Origin of the sequence: Sphingobacterium kitahiroshimense (assembly GCF_025961315.1) — a bacterium.
GTDB lineage: Bacteria > Bacteroidota > Bacteroidia > Sphingobacteriales > Sphingobacteriaceae > Sphingobacterium > Sphingobacterium anhuiense.
In genome coordinates this window covers 6,166,336-6,185,021 of sequence record NZ_JAOQNK010000001.1, presented here as the reverse complement: position 1 = coordinate 6,185,021, position 18,686 = coordinate 6,166,336, and the positions used below count along the sequence as shown (strand labels likewise).

The following is an 18,686-nucleotide window of genomic DNA, read 5'->3' as shown; positions in this document are numbered from 1 at the left end:
TGTTTAGCTCTTACAGCTGTTCTATCTGTTGATCAACTAAATACAGCAAAGAGGCAATAGCCGCTACTCCTGATTGCAGTTCTCGTTTATCGACGGCTTCAAAGACATCTTTTGCCGTATGGTGCAGATCAAAATAACGATGCGGATCTGGTCTAAAGTTGAACATTACGGTATTTGGAAAATGCTGTCCCCAGACTCCTGAATCTACTCCTGGACTTCCCTGTAAAAAACGTGATACCCAGAATTTCTGTTCAAATAAAGGCTTCCAATGTTGTTGCATCCACACAACTCTTTCGGCAGAGGCTTTAATGTCAAAACCCCTAGGTGCAAATCCACCAGCATCACTTTCTATTGCGGCAACAATCTGTTCCCGCTTATCTTTAGCGACCTGTCCATAGGTTGATGCACCATGCACTCCATTTTCCTCGTTCATATAAAATACTAAACGGATGGTGTGCTTAGGCTTATATCCTAATGCCATCAAGGTACGTATCGCATCTAGAGTCCCCATAGTACCGGTTCCATTATCGTGTGCCCCTTCTCCTACATCCCAAGAATCAATATGTCCACCGATCGTGATAATCTTATCAGGAAATTCTGCACCTTTCCATTCTGCAATAACGTTGTGTGTCTGCACCATTCCTTTCCAAGCGGAATGCTGTTCCAGATAAACTTTTGTGTGAGGATTGGTTTTTAATGCTTCGCTCAACTTAATGGCTGAAGTCGCAGATATTGCCATAGCAGGAATACTATCGATTCCTTTGACATAACCTGTTCCTCCTGTATGGGGATAGTCATCAGTTGTGGATGATGATAAAGATCGAAATAAGTAAGCAACTGCTCCTAATTTAGCAGCCTCAGCTGGACCGCGGCTTCGCTGACTTGAGTTGAGTCCATATGCAACACCAGTTTCTACGATAGACTCGTCCCATGGTTTATTGACGAAAACAATTTTTCCACGTACCTGGTCACCAAATTTCTTCAGATCACTTAACAATTGGACTTCAATAACCTCGGCTGTTATCCCTTTGGATGGAGTGGCTACTGAACCTCCTAACGCGAGGATATTTAGAGACTCCTTTGAACCTACTATGTAGGCTTTTTCTTTTGGACCGCGATCCCAATAAGGGAGTTTTACATCCTGTAGGTATACCTTGTCGAAATCAAGTTTTTCCATCAGGCTTTTGGACCAGACTACAGCTTTATCAGCCGCAGGTGATCCGGCAATACGATGGCCGATCTGTTTTGTGAGGTAGTGCAAATTGTCGTAAGCCTGTCCTTGATAGAAAGATTCATGATAGATTTTATCTAACATCATGGAATCCTGCTGTGCAAAAACTGCAGTGGTAAAGGTAGAAATAGAAAGTAAGGTTAGTAATGCTGTTCGTTTCATTCGTTTATTTTGTATTCAATGGAATAAACATAGTTATTTTTTTTAGGATACGGGTATTTCTTTTCCTTTGGCGTTCAATTTTATAGATTAACATTTCCTTAATGACAACTTTACATCTTGATAGCATTGATTGGATAGCTTTGTCTTCCATAAAATGGATTGCGATTGCAAATCCTGAAACAATCTGCCAAATACATGTACTGCTATGGATAACTTTCGAATTACAGATACCTCACAACAACCTATTGCTATCGACATGCATAAGTTTGCACAGTTGTATGAAACATATGCAAATGCGGTATACGCTAATATTCTGCGTTTGGTTAAGCGACCTGAATGTGCTGAGGATTTATTGCAAGAGGTATTTACTGCACTTTGGCAAAATAGACTAAAGCTGGTGGATGAAAAATCAATTCCTGGGTGGCTATTTGTGGTGAGCTATAATAAATCCATTACTTTCCTTAAGAAAAAGGTGAAAGAAGCTATTGAAAGTGTGGATACTTATGATCAGTACCTACAACTTGAAAATGAAGATGTGATTGATGAAGATCTGTATGAACAGCAAATCAGGATGATCCATCAGGCGGTTGAAAAATTACCAAAAAAGAAACGGGAGGTTTTTAAACTTTGCCGATTTGAAGGGAGATCTGCGGATGAGGTCGCAAAAATAATGGGGATAAGCAGTCATTCTGTTAAAGATTATCTGAAACAGTCTAACCGTGCAATCAAAGATTATATCCAAAATGAGGCTCCATATACTGCACTGGGACTATTGGTGATCTTTTATACCGAGCATCTTTAGAATTTACATAATCTTAATCATTTGTTAATCCAAAATTTCATCCCCTAAACCATCATTGCTAGTATTTATACCAACGATATGAATACGAAGCAACTTATACAGAAATTTTGGTCCGGTTATGCTTCTCCAAAGGAGAAACAGCAATTACTCGACCAACTCGAAATAACAGATCATAAACTCAAAGCGGAACTGCAAGAGGAATTTGATCAGCAGCCGACTCTTTTATCGGAGAGACTAAGCCCAGAACAAAAAAAGAAAGTTTATGACCGTCTCATCAAGACTATCGGAGACCAGTCTGCTCGTAAAAAACAATCGTTATCCCGTATTATTGTCAAAATAGCGGCAAGTTTACTTCTCGTTACAGGTGGAGTCTCGATTATTTGGGAAAATCAACAGGATTTTGTTCATACTTCGGTCACAGTACTACCCCTTCAAAAGCGGATTGTGAGCAGCACGAGTGTATTTGTGAGACATATATTGCCAGATGGTACAAGCGTCACTTTATCTCCTCATAGTTCCCTGACTTATAACCCTCAGTTTACGGATACCTCCCGTATGCTTTCTCTAACCGGAAAAGGAAAGTTTGATGTTACAAAAGATAAACACCGACCTTTTACGGTTATCTCAAATGGAATAGCAACTACTGCTCTGGGTACAGTCTTTACCATTGATGGGCAAAATAATAAAGAGACCAATATTCATCTGGTAGAAGGATCTATCCGAGTAGCTCCTACAGCCCAAAGTTTGCACAGATTTCATGAAACGGTCTTGCGTGCCGGCGAACAGATCGTCATCAATAATATGACCCAGCTATTGGAATGGAAAATATCAAAAAAAGCGAAAAGTCCTATCAAGAATACGGATCCTATTCCGCAGCATAGCGTTGCTGTATCGTTAGCAGCAACTTCTTCAAGCCTGAATTTTGAAAAAGAAAATCTAAAAACGGTATTTGCTTCAATCGCAAAAGCAAAGCAGGTTGCAATTATATATGACGGTGTGAACGTCAATCAACTGACCTTTACCGGTGCTTTTGAGGCATCTGAAAGCATCGAAAATATCCTACATATTTTATGTGGTCTAAACGAGCTTGAATATAGAAAAGAGCAATCTACTTACTATGTGAGCAAAAAGGCTGAATCTTCCAATTAATGAGCTGATCCACTGAAATTTCCTTGGATAGACAAAGTATAATTAATGTATTACGTGAAATCATATTGACTAATTTTTTAAAATAAACATGAAAATTAACGAACACCTAAAAAAACGAGCATTGATTTTCGCACTGGGGAGCATTGTGCTTACATCTCCGCTGTACGGGCAACAAAAAGGTCGTGTAAAAGGAACTGTCGTCAGCCAAACAGGTTCGCTCCTGTCTGGTGTAACTGTTACGGTCACCGATTCTCTGAACAAAGTGATCACCAATACCGCCACAGATGCTAAAGGACTATTTCTATTTGAATCCCTTGAAGCTGGTAAATCGTATAACATTCGATTTTCAATCGTCGGTTATGGAAACAAAGAGGAAAATAATTTTATTGTTAAACCTGCGGACAATAACTCCATTTTGATCCGAATGGAAGAAGGTTCTTCTCAACTGGACGAGGTTGTTGTTGTGGGTTACGGTACGCAAAAAAAAGCTAATCTTACTGGAGCTGTCGATATGGTCGGCAAAGAAGTGTTTGAAGGACGCATGGCTGCTAATGCAACGCAAATGCTACAAGGTGCTGTTCCAAATTTAAATATCAATCTGGCCGATGGCAAACCGAGCCGTTCAGCGAGTTTTAACATACGCGGCACGACTTCCATTGGTCAGGGTGGAGCTGCTCTTGTTCTGATTGATGGAGTGGAAGGTGATCCTGCAAATTTAAACCCAGATGACATTGAGTCTGTATCTGTTTTAAAAGATGCTTCATCGGCTGCGATATATGGATCGAGGGGTACTTTTGGCGTAGTACTTATCAGTACAAAAAAAGCAAAACAGGGTCGCACTTCTGTCAATTATTCGGGTTCCCTGGCAAGCCAGAAGCCGACCGCAACGCCTCAATTTGTAACGGACGGCTATACCTATGCATCTCATTTTTCGGAGGCTTACAATTCCTGGAATAATTATTCATCAATTCCGAGTAAGATGAACAAGACACAACCTTTTTCACTGGCCTGGCTGGAAGAATTCAAAAGGCGTAATGATGCCGGTATTCAGGAACAGGTGACTGTCGATGGTAATGGAAATTACGTGTATTATGGCAATGAAGATTATTATAAAGCTTTGATCAAGGATAATACGATGGCTCAGAACCATAATATCGCGATCAATGGATCTTCTGGAAAAACAGATTTTTACCTTTCGGGAAGATACTATGGCTACGATGGTCTATATCGCTATAATACCGATAAATTTAGAAGTCTTAATTTAAGAGCAAAGGGAGGCATACAGGTGACCAACTGGTTACGTATCGCTAATAATTTAGACTATTCGGCCAAAAAGTACCATATCCCGATGACTGTTGGTGAAGGAGGAAATATTCTGCGTAACATCGCCGATGAAGGGCATCCCACCTCTCCTATCTTCAATCCTGATGGAACGCTTTCATATTCTGCGGCGTATTCTGTAGGAGATTTTATCATGAGTAAAAATGGTAAAGATACCGATGATGGTCTATTGCGTAATACAACAAGTTTTGAAACTAAATTTTTCAACAACACGTTCAGAGTAAAGGGAGATTTCACTTTTATGAATAAGGATGATGTGGCAACAAGAATACGTATTCCTATTCCTTATAGTATAAAGGAAGGTGAAATCCTTCAGCTGGCAACCCAGTATAATGATATATCAAAGTATGTGCTTCAAGAACGTAACTTATTTACAAATATCTATGCGGAGTATGAGAATACGTTTAAACAGAATCACTACTTTAAAGGGTTAATTGGGTATAACTATGAGCAAAAGGTAAGAGAAAGTGTTGATGTTTCTAAAAATGGACTATTAACCAATGATGTCAGCAATATTAATCTTGCTCTTGGGGATGCCATTACTGCTTCTGGTAATTATGAAAAATACCGGATCGCAGGATTATTTTTTAGAGCTAACTATGCTTACAAAGACCGCTATCTGTTTGAAGTGAACGGTCGTTATGATGGCTCTTCCAAATTCCCGATAGGTTCGCAATGGGCGTTCTTTCCTTCTGCTTCTTTGGGCTGGAGAGCATCACAGGAAGATTTTTGGTCTGTAAATCCTGAAATTATCTCAGATTTAAAATTTCGAGGCTCCTACGGCTCTTTAGGGAATGGTAATATTAAATCCTATTCCTTTTTACAGATTTATAACATCAGTACTTCTGACCGTATCATAAACGGTGAACGGCCACGCTATACGCAGCAACCGGTAGTACTGCCCGATCAGCTAACCTGGGAAACGGCGACCACTGCCAATTTTGGGGTGGATATGAGTTTCTTAAATGGTAAACTGCAATTGGTAGCCGATATGTATACACGTAAAACAACTGATATGTTTACTGTAGGCATGACATTGCCGGATATATTTGGTGCTACATCTCCTAAAGGTAACTATGCTGATATGACCACAAATGGTTATGAACTTACACTTTCTTACAACAATCGATTTGATGTGGCGGGTAAATCATTGCGCTATAGTATTAGAGGAACCTTAGCTGACTATAAATCTAAAATCGATAAATACAATAATCTAACGGGTACGTTAGGCGATTACTATGCCGGTCAAACAGTCGGTGAAATCTGGGGATACGAAACTCAAGGTCTGTTCCAATCGCAAGCGGAGATTGACAATGCCGCAAAGCAGATTTTAATCAAATCGTCTAGTGCTGGTATTGTGTATCCAGGCGATGTCCGTTTTGCAGATTTAAACGGTGACGGGAAGATCGATTACGGCACCAATACATTAGACAATCATGGTGATAAAAAAATCATCGGTAATAAGGATCCCCGGTATATCTATGGATTTAACTTTAATGCGGACTGGAACGGCATATCATTGTCCACATTTTTTCAGGGAGTAGGCCGTCAAAACTGGTATCCAAGCAATGAATCAATTTTCTGGGGACAATATAATAGACCGTACAATAATCTGCCGGAATGGCACTTAAATAACTACTGGACTGAGGACAACAAAGGTGCTTACCTACCCCGCTACGCTGGCTATAACCAGTCTATCAAAGAAACGCCTCAAACACGTTACTTACAAAATGTGGGTTACATTAGACTGAAAAATATCCAAGTTGGATATAGTCTTCCTAAATCTATCGTATCACGATGGGGCTTTCAGGATATAAAAGCTTCGCTATCGGGTGAAAACCTATGGAGCTGGTCACCGTTCTATAAGCATACACGCGATCTGGATGTAAGCAATATCGGTTCATCCGACCCGGATATCAGCGACAGCAATGCTGGTGATGGCTTCAACTATCCGACCATGAAATCAATCAGCTTAGGTATATCAGTCACTTTTTAACATTTATGATTAGAAAGATGCTTCTAGATAACCAGAAGCATTATGCAACGATTAAGAAAAAACACACATGAAAAAGATATTCTATTTATTAAGTATACTGGCTTTATGCAACAGCTGTGAGCTAAATGAATTTCCGGAATCGTCAGCCTTAGAAGAAGACGTATTTGGAACCGAGGGAGGACTCCGTCGCTATTCGATCTCATTTTACAATGATCTGCCTTCTTCTTCTGATGCCTACAGATTGGACCAGATGTCTGATTATGGCGCTGTCAATAACCTCGACAATTTTTTAAAATTGAATGCCTATACGGCACAGACAAGTTCTGGATGGGATTGGAAGAACCTTAGAAATATCAATCATTTTTTAGCAAGCAATAACCGGTCAAACGTATCGGAAACAAGTCGTAACCATTACAATGGTGTTGCTCGCTTTTTTAGAGCATACTTTTACTATAAAATGGTCACTCGTTTCGGCGATGTACCCTGGGTGGATAAGGCTCTTTCAATTACTGACAACGATATCTTATATGGGGACCGCGGAGACCGTACTGTAGTGATGGATCATATCTTGGCAGATCTGGATTATGCCTACGCGAATATACAGACCAGCTCCTCTACAGACGGTTCGGAGATCACGAAATGGACTGCTCTGGGACTGAAAACAAGAATTGCACTTTTTGAAGCTTCATTTCGTAAATACCATACTGAGCTGGGCTTAGCATCAACTGCAAACAAATATTATAAACAGGTGGTGGATGCCGCTCAGGAACTGATGACAAAGGGACCGCACAGTATCTATACCGCTAGAGGTCCCGAACTATCGCAACGTCAGCTTTTTGTCAGTGATGCTGCAGTTACTCAAGAGGTCATGCTAGCTATTGCTTTTAATAAGAACCTGGCCATCCTAAGTTCTGCGAACTGGTATTGGACTTCTCCGACTTATGGCCCACGTTATAGTTTTGTAAGACCGTTTATCAATACGATATTAAACCGAGATGGTACACCGTATACGAATAGAACGGGGTACAATACACAAGAGTTTTATGATGAGTGTCAAAATAGAGATTACCGCTTATCTCAGCTGATCCGTACCCCAGGCTATAAAATAGATGGAAAACCAGCAGCACCAAATTTTAATGGTTATTCGTACACAGGTTATCAGCCAATAAAATATACACTTGATGAAAGTAAATATGATAATGGACAGCTAAATACGAATGCTATTCCATTGATGCGCTATGCAGAAGTACTGCTTAATTATGCTGAGGCACGTGCTGAATTGGGTGAAATTACAGATGGCGACTGGCAAAAAACTATTGGTGCACTACGTTCGCGTGCAGGTATTACAGGAGGTACCTCGCAATTACCGACAGTGATTGATACTTACATCAAAGAAAAATTCTTTAAAGATATCGACAACCCTGTACTGCTAGAAATAAGACGTGAAAGACAAGTTGAACTGGCGCTTGAAGGTTTTAGATTTAATGATCTAAAAAGATGGAATGCGGGTCATATCATGGCTTCTTTAGAATGGTCCGGTATCTATATTCCGGAATTGGACAAACCGATGGATCTGGATCGCGACGGCACTGTAGATGTTATCTTCTATGACGGCAATAATAAAGGTCCTTCGGTAACGGTTGGCGCCAAAGTTGCAAAAATAGCTATTGGTGGACCAGCGACTAACTACCAGACGTTAACTGCAGATAAACATCTGGAGTGGTTTAAAGCGCAAACACGTACCTGGTATGATGACGGCAGACAGTACTACTATCCAATACCAAGCAATGCGATTGTTTTAAACAAAAGTTTGAAAAATTATCCTTTCTGGCAATAGTAGGTCTGCTACTTAACCTAGTAATATGAATATTTAGAAAAAATATGAAAACAGGCTATATCAAAACCATGCTCTGCCTCATGATTTCGGCAGTTACATTAACTGCTCAGGCTCAAAAAATGCGCGTGGCGACGTATAATCTTCGCTATGATACGCCTAATGATAGTCTGGACCGCTGGCAAAACAGAGTGACTCCGATCGCGCAATTAATCCAATTTCATGAATTTGATATCTTTGGGACACAAGAAGCATTAAAGAATCAATTGGATGATCTTAGTAAGCAACTCCCTCAATTTGAACGTTATGGACTAGGACGAGATGACGGTAAAGCTGCGGGCGAGCATGCGGCAATTTATTATAAAAAGGACCGTTTTGAGCTGGTCAGTAAAGGCGACTTTTGGTTATCTGAAACTCCAGATAGACCGAGTCTAGGATGGGACGCGCCATCCAACATCAGAATATGTACTTGGATACAGCTAAAAGATAAAGATTCTAAAAAGTCGTTCTTCCTCTTCAATGCTCATTACGACCATCGCGGAATATTAGCCCGCAAAGAATCGAGCTTGTTAATATTAAAAAAGATTACTGAAATCGCAAAAGAACAGCCAGTTATACTTATGGGTGATTTTAATGGCGATAGCAATTCTGAATGGTATAAGAGTTTAGCGACATCTGATTTATTGAAAGATACTTATCATATGGTAAGCATGCCCTATGCTTTAAATGGAAGCTCCAATGGTTTTCGGACAGGTGAAAAATTCCCTGTTCATAATACAATCATTGATCATATTTTTGTATCCAAACACTTCAAAGGTCATAAATGGGGAATTTTGACAGATACTTATTCCGGTAAATTTCCTTCAGACCATTTCCCTCTACTTACTGTACTGGAACTCTAATGATACATTTTAAGCTAAAAAGCTGTACTACCTAAAAAATAGTACGGCTTTTTTGCGATATAAATTATTCTAACTATTTTCAATTAGCTCTGTTTTTTGATTCAAATTCTTCAAATCTACCGTAATCAGTGTATCGATACTGATCTGATGATATTGACATAATTTCAATAAGACTTCTATCGGAGGCTCTGAGAGGGCTTCCTCGTACTTCGCGTACCTAGCGCGTGTAATGGTTAAGTCTGCTGCTATCTCGCGCTGTGATATCCCTTTTTGTGCTCTTAAATACTTCAAGTTTTTTGACAACATCATACTGCTAATATTTATAGCTTCAAATTTAATAAAAATACTAATATAATTAGTATTTTTGTTGTATCATATTTTAATAAGCATAATAGGAACGTTACTATATATAAATCCGAAGAGCCAGCTGCTGTTTTTGATAACCAAAAAACGTACAATTGGAGACTCTAAAGTTTATAGTAAATGAAGAAAACACCTATTGACTGTTACCACTTTACTAAAACATATACGATGAATTTATTTAATGACACTGAAATATTCGCACCTGGCCATGGAGGTAAGGTTGTATTCGATCTACCTGATACGGAACTCATGCTAATTGATTCTTTTTTTTCAAAGGAAGAATCGGACCATTACTACAATACTTTGCTCCATAATACGAAATGGCGCGAATATGAAATGGAGATCTTTGATAAAACAGTTAAAGCGCCACGCATGATCGCTTGGTATGAGGATAAAAGCAATTTGGGTGCTGATCCCGCAGGTCCTGACTGGACCACAGCACTATTAGCCATCCGAAAACGAGTGGAAAAAGAAACTGGTTTAAGCTTTAATGCTGTTTTGCTCAACCTCTACCGTAACGGGAAAGATGGTGTTGCGTGGCATAGTGATCATACTGATAAGTCTGGTCCTAATCCTGTGATTGCATCGCTCAGTTTTGGGGAAACACGTTTATTCCGACTGCGTCATAAATTTCTAAAGGATATAAAGCAGATCGAAATTCCTCTGCATCATGGATCTTTCCTGCTGATGGCTGGTACGACAAACAGTTGCTGGCAGCACCAGGTACCTAAAACAGCTCGACAAATTCTGCCCAGAATAAATCTGACCTTTAGAATGGTCTGCCGTGCTAATACTCGTGACGATGTGGCTTTATAGGAGTGTCCGGCTGTTAAAATTTAATTTACATTAAAATCCATCAACCGGACACTGTTTATGAAAACGATCGTCTTAAAAGACGAGTTTTATTTTCTTTTATTGTTCCCAAACGAGTGCACTTGCACCTAAAATAGCGGCATCTGCTTCAGGAAGCTCACTAAATACCAATCTCACTTTATCTCTAAAGATGGGAAGTAGGTTTCTTTCCATATGTAATTTTGCAGGTTTGAGAATAAAGTCTCCGGCTTGAATAACTCCGCCAAACAATAAGATCGCCTCAGGAGATGAAAACATCACAAAATTAGCTAATGCTTCACCCAGCTTCTGTCCTGTATAGCGGAATACTTCAATAGCAATTGGATCTTCTTTTATGGCACACTCGTAAACTGTTTTAGAATTGATTGATTCTTCTGGATATTGATTGAGCATAGAACTTGGAAATTCTGCTCTCATTTTCTTCGCTGTAATGGCTATGCCGGTAGCAGATGCATAGGCTTCCAGACTTCCTTCCGAACCTGTACTCCAGTGTTTTCTACCTCCTGGTTTTACAATGGTATGTCCTAACTCTCCCGCAAAACCATCATGTCCATAGATTACATTTCCATTGGCAACGATTCCGCTTCCTACACCTGTTCCTAAAGTAATCATGATAAAATCTTTCATACCACGTGCTGCTCCGAAAAGCATCTCTCCCAAAGCTGCCGCATTCGCATCGTTGGTAATGGTACACTCCATACCAAATTTATTTTCCATAAGTTCGGCAAAAGGAATTACACCTTTCCAAGGTAAATTAGGAGCTAATTCTACCGTACCTGTATAGTAATTACCGTTAGGTACACCGAGACCAATTCCATCAAAGTTTTTCACTGTACCGTATTTCTCGATAAGTGGAGAAACCTGAAGATATAATGCATCAATAAAATCTTCTATTTTCTTATATTCATCTGTTCTTAGGGATCCTTTTTCTAGAACTTCCCCGCGATGATTTACCACTCCGAATTTCGTATTGGTTCCACCAATATCGATTCCGAGAGCGACTCGTCTTGACAAGTTTGTTAACGCCATTTCTCTGTTTAATATGCTAAATCGCTAAAACTATAAAAAAAAATGTATAAATGCGCTATTTAAAAATACTTAATCGATCTTAATGTGTGCTTTATGGAGAGAAAAATGCACTAAAAAGGCATCGCTACTCGATAATAAACGGATATATATTTTTACAAAAAAGTTTCTGGTTAAGGTAACGGAGTACATAATTCAATTAGAAAACCATCTAAATCTCTCACATATGAAACGGTCTGTCCCCAAGGCTTGACTGTAGGCTGTTCAACAATAATTCCATTATACTCCCATACTTTGTCTACTAGATCTTCAACATTATCCGTGATAACGCCCAATTCTATTCCAAAAGGTTTCGCTAAACGAGAACTTTCCTGATATCCTGCACTCAAATTAGTCTGTGCTAAACTGTGTTTGGCAAATGAAATGGTGGTTTCTCCTGTTATTAATTCACCGTAGTCATTTTCAGGTGTTATAAATTTTCGTACAAAGCCAAATACTTGTTCATAAAACTGAATGGCCCGTGTCACATCGGACACATATAAGATAGTATATTTAAATTTGATCATTTTTAACTGTTTTGTTTCTTCAAAATTTTACCGTTTTTATTTTCGCTATATCAATTTGACGTTGTATCAAGTTACTGGAAATAGACAAGTTCGTCGCCTTACTGTGTTTTAGCTAACACAAAAATAGGTCTGTTAATGACAACAGTATGTCAGTAAACCTTATTAAAATACGATAAAAAATAAAAAAGCCTTGTCGAAGTGATCAAGGCTTTTTATAGTTCAATTACAGCTTAATCGGTTCTACTATTGTCAAGTGCTCCTGCTGCTGCACCTAAAGCCACCACCCCTCCTAACAGCAAAGCATTTTCACCTTTTACTTTCTTATAAGCCATTAGATCACCTTGTTTTGTATAATACTCAAGTACATTATTTAATGATGTACCAGTCTGAAATAATGTTTCAGCATAAAATTTTTGTTCTGTAGTTCTGAAAGTAACCTCGCCATTATTCAACACAGAATAGCTCAAAAAACTGCTCAGGATATAAGGCGAATCCTGTATGTTAAACTTGGCTTGTTGTACATTATATGTTCCACCGTTCATGCCATACCGCACAACTTTTTCTTTTTTTGCTTGGGATACCGATTTCTTTACATCATCGCGAAGATCAAAAAACCTTCCATCGACAAACGCATGAGGTGGTATTAATAACATATCTTTAGGTAATGTTGCTGTGCCGTTAAAATATCCATGAATAATATCCTCACTAAAAGCGGAAACATTCTGATTCACTTTACCTTTTAAATCTATCTGGTTGTTAGCGTAACTAAGGGCCTTTCCGTTGATTACTAGTGCAGAATTTTTTAAGTTCCACATGATTGGATAATCTAATTTATTTTCAACCTTAACATATACTTTACCATCCTTCCCCGCAAAAGAGTATTGAACAGCCAAAGTGTCATTTGTGTATAAGAAAGTTCCTTGGTCTTTTTCTTTAATCGTATTGGTGGTATTAACAGTCATCAGGTAATTTGAAGAACAAGCTGACAAGAATAAAGCAGTGCAGAGCGGAATAAATGATTTGTACATCTTCATTTTCAATATGGGTTAATTTAGTAATGGGTTCTTAGCGCGATAAACTTTGAAAGTTTCGTCTGTGATACTCTAAGATATTACAAATATTTAAAAATAAAGTAGCCCTATAACCTATATTTCACTTTATTAATTACCTAATGACCCTAACAAACTGTAAACGTTGTATTTAAATTGACCCAGGAACATGTAAATTATTCTAAAAATCTTGCGATCTGTAATACCGTAAATGTGATTAATTCTTCATCTACTATCCCTGATTCATCGGCCATCATATACCCGCCGTGGGTGGCAGGAAGTATGCATAATCTTGCATCAGGGAGCAAATGACTGATGGTTGCGGCATGTGTGACTGTAACAACATCTCGATCTCCATAAATGAGCAGAACAGGATTTTTAATATGCTGCATATCACGATCTTTCCAGTCTTCAAAATGGATCATCCGCTGACTGTCTTTTTGAAACATATTATGCAACTCATCTATATTCGAATTTAGTTTCAGAAAGTTCTCTTTCAGATAGGTCGGCATATTATCAATTGTTGCCTGTTCCATTGCTTGAAAGAAACCTGGTATCAGGCCATTTCTTTTATAAACTCCAGAGGCTGCTACGATCTTCACGACGCGATCTGGGTAAATCTTTGCTATCTCTAAGGCAGTCGTAGCACCATTGCTAAATCCAAAAAAAGAGGCTTTAGGTATTCCCAACAGATCCAATAATGCGACAATATCCTTTGCATCCTGTTCAAAAGTTTCAGGTTCTTCCCTATGATCTGAGCGTCCGTGATTTTGCAGATCAATGCCGATCAGCAAAAAGCGTTCTTGTAACCGGATAATCGTTTCTCTAAAATCAAACTGTATAGAACCCGCCCCTCCATGAATCAAAACCAAAGGTTCACCTGTTCCATAAATTTCATGATACAGGCGAATTCCGTTTACCTCTAGGTATCCTGTTACATGTGCTTCCATGCTAATATGTGATCTTGTCATCTACACCGTAACTCATACTCGAATAATTAAGGATACGTCTCATCAATGCCATCTGCCCGCCAATATAATCCTGCCTACCTATACACATTCCGATAAAATTGAGTTTATCTTCTGTAACAAAGGGGATATTCATTCCAATCGGAAATAATTCAGACAATTGTTCATCATTGACGGCCAATAAACTCCGGTAAACTTTAGGAGAGATTTTATGAAAACTAGCAATGAGATCGGCTAGAGTCGGGTATTGAAATTGTTCATCTAATGTCTTTCCCATATAAAACAAATCGTTATAGGGATCTGTTTCTTCCAAACCTAAAATGTTTGCTATTCCGTAACGTACATTGACAAAGTTGCCGGCCATCCAAATAATATGATTCGTTCGTCCATCGATCCGCTTCTTGGCATCCACTTCAGATATCCCAGATAACACACTTAAAAAAGTCTGTGTATGCATTCTATAAGCGGGAATAATCACTTCTAGTTTTGTTGATTTTGGCTTATCCATTGTTTATTGATTTAGTGATGGTTAACTACCATCTGTTTAATCAAAAATAAACAATAGATCATAAAGTCCCCTTGCCCTATGACAAGAAAACAAACTATCGTCTGCCATTTAAGTCTTGGACTGGTTTATAGTGTCGCAAGTTCTAATTCAAGAAACGCTTGTGGTAAATACTGAATAATATCTGAGGGAAGAAGACTATAAGTACCGATGGTCTTAACTGCCAAATCTGCTGCCTTTCCATGTAAATATACACCCATGATTAACGCTTCGTTTGCAGGATATCCCTGTCCAAGCAATGCGGTTATAATCCCTGTTAATACATCGCCGCTACCCCCTGTTGCCATTCCTACATTTCCTGTACTATTCAAGTAGATCTTACCGTCGCTCATCACCATTGCACTATTTGCTCCTTTTATCAATATATTGACCTGATATTTACTTGCAAATTCTTTTACTTTTTCTAATTTATCCCAATCGTCCATCCACGATCCTATAATCCGATTCAGTTCTTTTGGATGTGGAGTCAGAATGGTGTTTTTCGGTATAAAGTTCCATAATTCGGGATTTTTTGACATCATATTTAAACCGTCAGCATCTATAATCAATGGCGTTTGGATTCCTCTACTTATGTAATCTATCCAGGCTACACTTGTTTCTGCTGCGGTTCCCATTCCTACTCCAATGCCAACAGCCTGATAATTTGCTAAGTCGGGCATGGTGGTTATCACATCATTATGGTCATCTAATAAGACCATAGCTTCGGGCACAGCAGTCTGGATAATGATATGCCCGCAAGCAGGTACAAAGGCGGTAGCTAAACCACAGCCACTTCGCAAAGCTGCTTTTAGTGCCAGCTGGACAGACCCCATTTTTCCCTTGCTTCCCCCTATGATCATGCTATGTCCAAAATTGCCTTTATGTTCAAATTTTTTCCTTTTTCTATAGTATTTGAGTATTAACCCTTTTTCCACATAAATCAAATCGGAATTTTCTTTTTCAATAGCATTTTTACTCAATTGAATGTCCAGTATTTGAAAATCATCATAAAAAACTTGGTTCTGAGGCATTAATAATGCGAGCTTAGGCATTTGGAAAGTATATACCAAATCTGCATGAATCACAGGAGCAGTAATCGATGTTGGTCTATCTGCCAATAAGCCTGAAGGCATATCAATGGCATATACAGGAACATCAGCTTCATTGATCTGCTTGCAGATATAAGCCCATTTTCCGTCTAATTCTTCTCGCAGTCCATATCCGAACAGACAATCTATAACAATGGTATTATCCGGGATTTGTAACTGATCTGTTTCGTTAAAAAAATGAATTTGCGCCGCGGATAATCTTGCCTGATTGCGGCTATTATCAGGCGCGTAAATTTCGGATTTTAGGACATATACCATCACATTGGCTAAATGTGCATCTAATAAACGTGCTAATACCAATCCATCTCCGCCGTTATTTCCTTTTCCGCAGATGATGGTGAAATGTTGTTTTGGGAGATATGGGTACTTGATCTTTAATGCAGCAAAGACCGTTTGGGAAGCTCTTTCCATTAAATCTAAGCTTGTAATTTGTTGTTCGTTGCAGGTCAGTACATCTGCGTTCATCATTTGTTTTGCGGTAAGAATTTTCATTTGATCCAGATATACGCTAAATATACTTGTATTTATTTAATGTTTAATTTTATAAATTCCTGATCGAGATTAATCAATTCTGGGAGTGCATAAAATGAAAAATAGGTAACACTTGCCCATTCTCTATCTTGCAAAAGTAGACTATAGGAGCGTATACAGTTTTGAATGTGATTTTGATAGAGTTTAATCCAATGACCTTCATTTTTGATGTCGTAATTTTGGAATTTTTTTTCAGCTTCTTGAGAAATGTAATCGAACTGTTTTTGATCTAGGGCAAGTGCTTTACCTTTTATAACTTCTAGTAGCATAGGCTGGGTCTCTGTGTAGTAACGTTTGGCTCGCTTAATTGCGGAAAGCACTTTTTTATTCTTTGACTTTTGCTCTATCAGTTGGGTCATAAGTAATCCCTCGGTACGCATGAAAACAATGTTCGTCAGAATCGCTTCTTCCTGCGATACCTGCTTTAACTGCTGGGGGTTGGCATTTACAAAAGTTGCAATGAAAAAAAGTAGTAAAGGTATGCGCATATGTCTCACATCTGGTCGCTTGAAATAATCTGTACAACTTTTAAACAAATTACATCCTCTTATTGTTTAGATTTTCTCTATTTCAAGTTAAAAAACAACCATTTATATTTAGAAATCGAAAAAATTAAAGCGCTCCAAAATAAACAAATAAACTTCATGCTTAGGTGATCAATACATGAGGAGATGGTCAAGAGCTGTTTATGATAACGAAAATAATCCCTATTCATGTTTTGCAAATGGCTGTTATCAGGGATAAAAATGGTAAAAAACTATCATGACTTTTGTGTTAGAATTACATTAATATCATGAAGAGAATAACACTAACACTAGCAACAGTGTGCTTAATGAGCTTAAGTGCCCTAGCTCAATCCAACAAGTTTTTTCGTATCGATTACGGAATAAAATCGGGAGAAAACAATGGACAGCTGGATGATACGCAATTAAGAGCTTGGGTGAATCAGGATTATATGCGCATCGCTTATACGCAGGATGAAAGTCACATCGAGATAAAAGATAAGAAAAAATTAAAATCATTTATTTTAGTTCCTAACTCTCAAGAGTACTTGATGCTACAAGACGGTACCAAAAATGATTACAGTGATATCCAGATCGAATACATAAAAGGCCAAGAGAAAAAAATAGCGGGATATACATGTAAACTAGCAATAATTAATATAGGAACTGATGAGGAGTCTGGCGAGGATGTAAAACTTGCGGTTTATTATACTGAGCAGATCCCTAATTTATCTTGGGCGGAATTCAATTTCTTAGAAACTTTACCTGGGGCACCATTGTCAATTACGGTATCGGGAGATGGCTACATTGCAAAAAAGATCGACTCTGAGGAATTGACTCAAGAGCTATTCGAAATTCCAGAAAGTTATACGGAAATGCAAGCTGATAGTGCAATAGGATATGGTGATCTTCAAGTTGCTGATAATCGCTATATTTTCACTAATGAAACCGGAGATTTATATGGACTAAAAGATGAGAATGATCAAGTTTTTTTTCAACCTAAGTATACTTTTATAGCACCTTTTGATGGAGACATATCTATAGTAAACAATGCAGAGGATAAATTTGGAGCGATCAACTTAGCCGGTCAAGAAATTATTACGCTACAACACGATTTTCTAAACTATTCTGACGACTCCAAAACATTCATGTACGGTGCACAAGATAAATACGGTTTATTACGTGCTGATGGAAGCGTTTTGATTAACGCAACATATGAGATGGTGAGTTTTCCGGAAAATGGGCTGATCCAATTCATGAAAAATGATAAAAGCGGTTTTATGAATGAGAAGGAGCAGGTGATCATACCAGCAGTACATGAACACATTTTCATGAGAAATAAAGACTATTTTATTACGTTCGAGGATACTTCTTATTCTTTACTCTCTATTAAAGATAATAAAAAAATAGCCGGAGGATATGAATATATGGCTTTACCTGATGAAGGAAATATTTTCTTAGCGATGAAAAATGGTAAGTATGGATACATTGATGAAAAAGGTAAAACAATTATTCCTTTTAAATTTTCAACAGCACTTGCGTTTGATAATGGTGTAGCCATTGTCTCGGAAGATGAAGCTGGTGAAAACATATATTATATTGATACTAAAGGTCTAGAGGTTGCTGCTGTAGAGGCTGAATAATATGAGAAAACTCCCATATTTATTTTACTAAATATGGGAGTTTTCTTGCATTTATGGAGTTTAAACAACTATTTTAATGTTTCGATCTATACATTGTTTATAAAAAATGATATCT

At 38.3% G+C, this 18,686-nt stretch carries 16 protein-coding genes; 7 read left to right on the top strand and 9 right to left on the bottom strand.

What is annotated here, in order from left to right; translation table 11 throughout:
* Nucleotides 1-10: 10 nt before the first annotated feature.
* Nucleotides 11-1,393, bottom strand: a complete 1,383-nt coding sequence (locus M2265_RS26345; protein WP_132773598.1) for a M20/M25/M40 family metallo-hydrolase — start codon at nt 1,391-1,393, stop codon at nt 11-13.
* A gap of 205 nt (nt 1,394-1,598) precedes the next feature.
* Here M2265_RS26345 and M2265_RS26340 point away from each other — a divergent pair, with 205 nt between their 5' ends.
* From M2265_RS26340 to M2265_RS26320, 5 genes are all read left to right on the top strand, one after another.
* On the top strand, nt 1,599-2,195 hold the full coding sequence (locus M2265_RS26340) for an RNA polymerase sigma factor (RefSeq protein WP_132773597.1): 597 nt from the start codon (nt 1,599-1,601) through the stop codon (nt 2,193-2,195).
* 78 nt (nt 2,196-2,273) lie between these two features.
* On the top strand, nt 2,274-3,344 hold the full coding sequence (locus tag M2265_RS26335; protein WP_132773596.1) for a FecR family protein: 1,071 nt from the start codon (nt 2,274-2,276) through the stop codon (nt 3,342-3,344).
* Between the two features lie 88 nt (nt 3,345-3,432).
* Nucleotides 3,433-6,681, top strand: a complete 3,249-nt coding sequence (locus M2265_RS26330) for a SusC/RagA family TonB-linked outer membrane protein (RefSeq protein ID WP_132773594.1) — start codon at nt 3,433-3,435, stop codon at nt 6,679-6,681.
* Nucleotides 6,682-6,748: 67 nt separating this feature from the next.
* On the top strand, nt 6,749-8,518 hold the full coding sequence (locus M2265_RS26325; protein WP_132773592.1) for a RagB/SusD family nutrient uptake outer membrane protein: 1,770 nt from the start codon (nt 6,749-6,751) through the stop codon (nt 8,516-8,518).
* A gap of 44 nt (nt 8,519-8,562) precedes the next feature.
* Nucleotides 8,563-9,417, top strand: a complete 855-nt coding sequence (locus M2265_RS26320) for an endonuclease/exonuclease/phosphatase family protein (RefSeq protein ID WP_132773591.1) — start codon at nt 8,563-8,565, stop codon at nt 9,415-9,417.
* 69 nt (nt 9,418-9,486) lie between these two features.
* On the opposite strand, the gene M2265_RS26315 is transcribed toward M2265_RS26320, so the two are convergent.
* Nucleotides 9,487-9,708 carry a helix-turn-helix domain-containing protein gene (locus tag M2265_RS26315; protein ID WP_165905985.1) on the bottom strand — a complete coding sequence of 74 codons (222 nt, stop codon included), beginning with the start codon at nt 9,706-9,708 and terminating at the stop codon, nt 9,487-9,489.
* A gap of 321 nt (nt 9,709-10,029) precedes the next feature.
* On the opposite strand from M2265_RS26315, the gene M2265_RS26310 reads away from it, so the two are divergent.
* A complete protein-coding gene (locus tag M2265_RS26310) occupies nt 10,030-10,596 on the top strand; it encodes an alpha-ketoglutarate-dependent dioxygenase AlkB family protein (protein ID WP_207902510.1) in 567 nt (188 codons plus the stop codon).
* 96 nt (nt 10,597-10,692) lie between these two features.
* Here M2265_RS26310 and M2265_RS26305 read toward each other — a convergent pair whose 3' ends face one another.
* From M2265_RS26305 to M2265_RS26275, 7 genes are all read right to left on the bottom strand, one after another.
* On the bottom strand, nt 10,693-11,661 hold the full coding sequence (locus M2265_RS26305; protein WP_132773587.1) for an ROK family protein: 969 nt from the start codon (nt 11,659-11,661) through the stop codon (nt 10,693-10,695).
* A gap of 170 nt (nt 11,662-11,831) precedes the next feature.
* Nucleotides 11,832-12,224, bottom strand: a complete 393-nt coding sequence (locus M2265_RS26300; protein WP_021190678.1) for a VOC family protein — start codon at nt 12,222-12,224, stop codon at nt 11,832-11,834.
* Between the two features lie 230 nt (nt 12,225-12,454).
* The gene (locus M2265_RS26295; protein ID WP_165905984.1) at nt 12,455-13,258 is read right to left on the bottom strand and encodes a hypothetical protein; all 804 of its coding nucleotides are present in this window, start codon (nt 13,256-13,258) and stop codon (nt 12,455-12,457) included.
* Between the two features lie 191 nt (nt 13,259-13,449).
* Complete coding sequence (locus M2265_RS26290; RefSeq protein WP_132773584.1) at nt 13,450-14,223, bottom strand: alpha/beta fold hydrolase; 774 nt, start codon at nt 14,221-14,223, stop codon at nt 13,450-13,452.
* A gap of 1 nt (nt 14,224) precedes the next feature.
* Nucleotides 14,225-14,749, bottom strand: a complete 525-nt coding sequence (locus M2265_RS26285) for a DinB family protein (protein ID WP_132773583.1) — start codon at nt 14,747-14,749, stop codon at nt 14,225-14,227.
* 125 nt (nt 14,750-14,874) lie between these two features.
* A complete protein-coding gene (locus M2265_RS26280; protein ID WP_132773581.1) occupies nt 14,875-16,386 on the bottom strand; it encodes an NAD(P)H-hydrate dehydratase in 1,512 nt (503 codons plus the stop codon).
* A gap of 32 nt (nt 16,387-16,418) precedes the next feature.
* The gene (locus M2265_RS26275; RefSeq protein WP_132773580.1) at nt 16,419-16,913 is read right to left on the bottom strand and encodes a hypothetical protein; all 495 of its coding nucleotides are present in this window, start codon (nt 16,911-16,913) and stop codon (nt 16,419-16,421) included.
* A gap of 305 nt (nt 16,914-17,218) precedes the next feature.
* On the opposite strand from M2265_RS26275, the gene M2265_RS26270 reads away from it, so the two are divergent.
* Nucleotides 17,219-18,571, top strand: a complete 1,353-nt coding sequence (locus M2265_RS26270; RefSeq protein WP_132773578.1) for a WG repeat-containing protein — start codon at nt 17,219-17,221, stop codon at nt 18,569-18,571.
* The last annotated feature ends 115 nt before the right edge of the window (nt 18,572-18,686 follow it).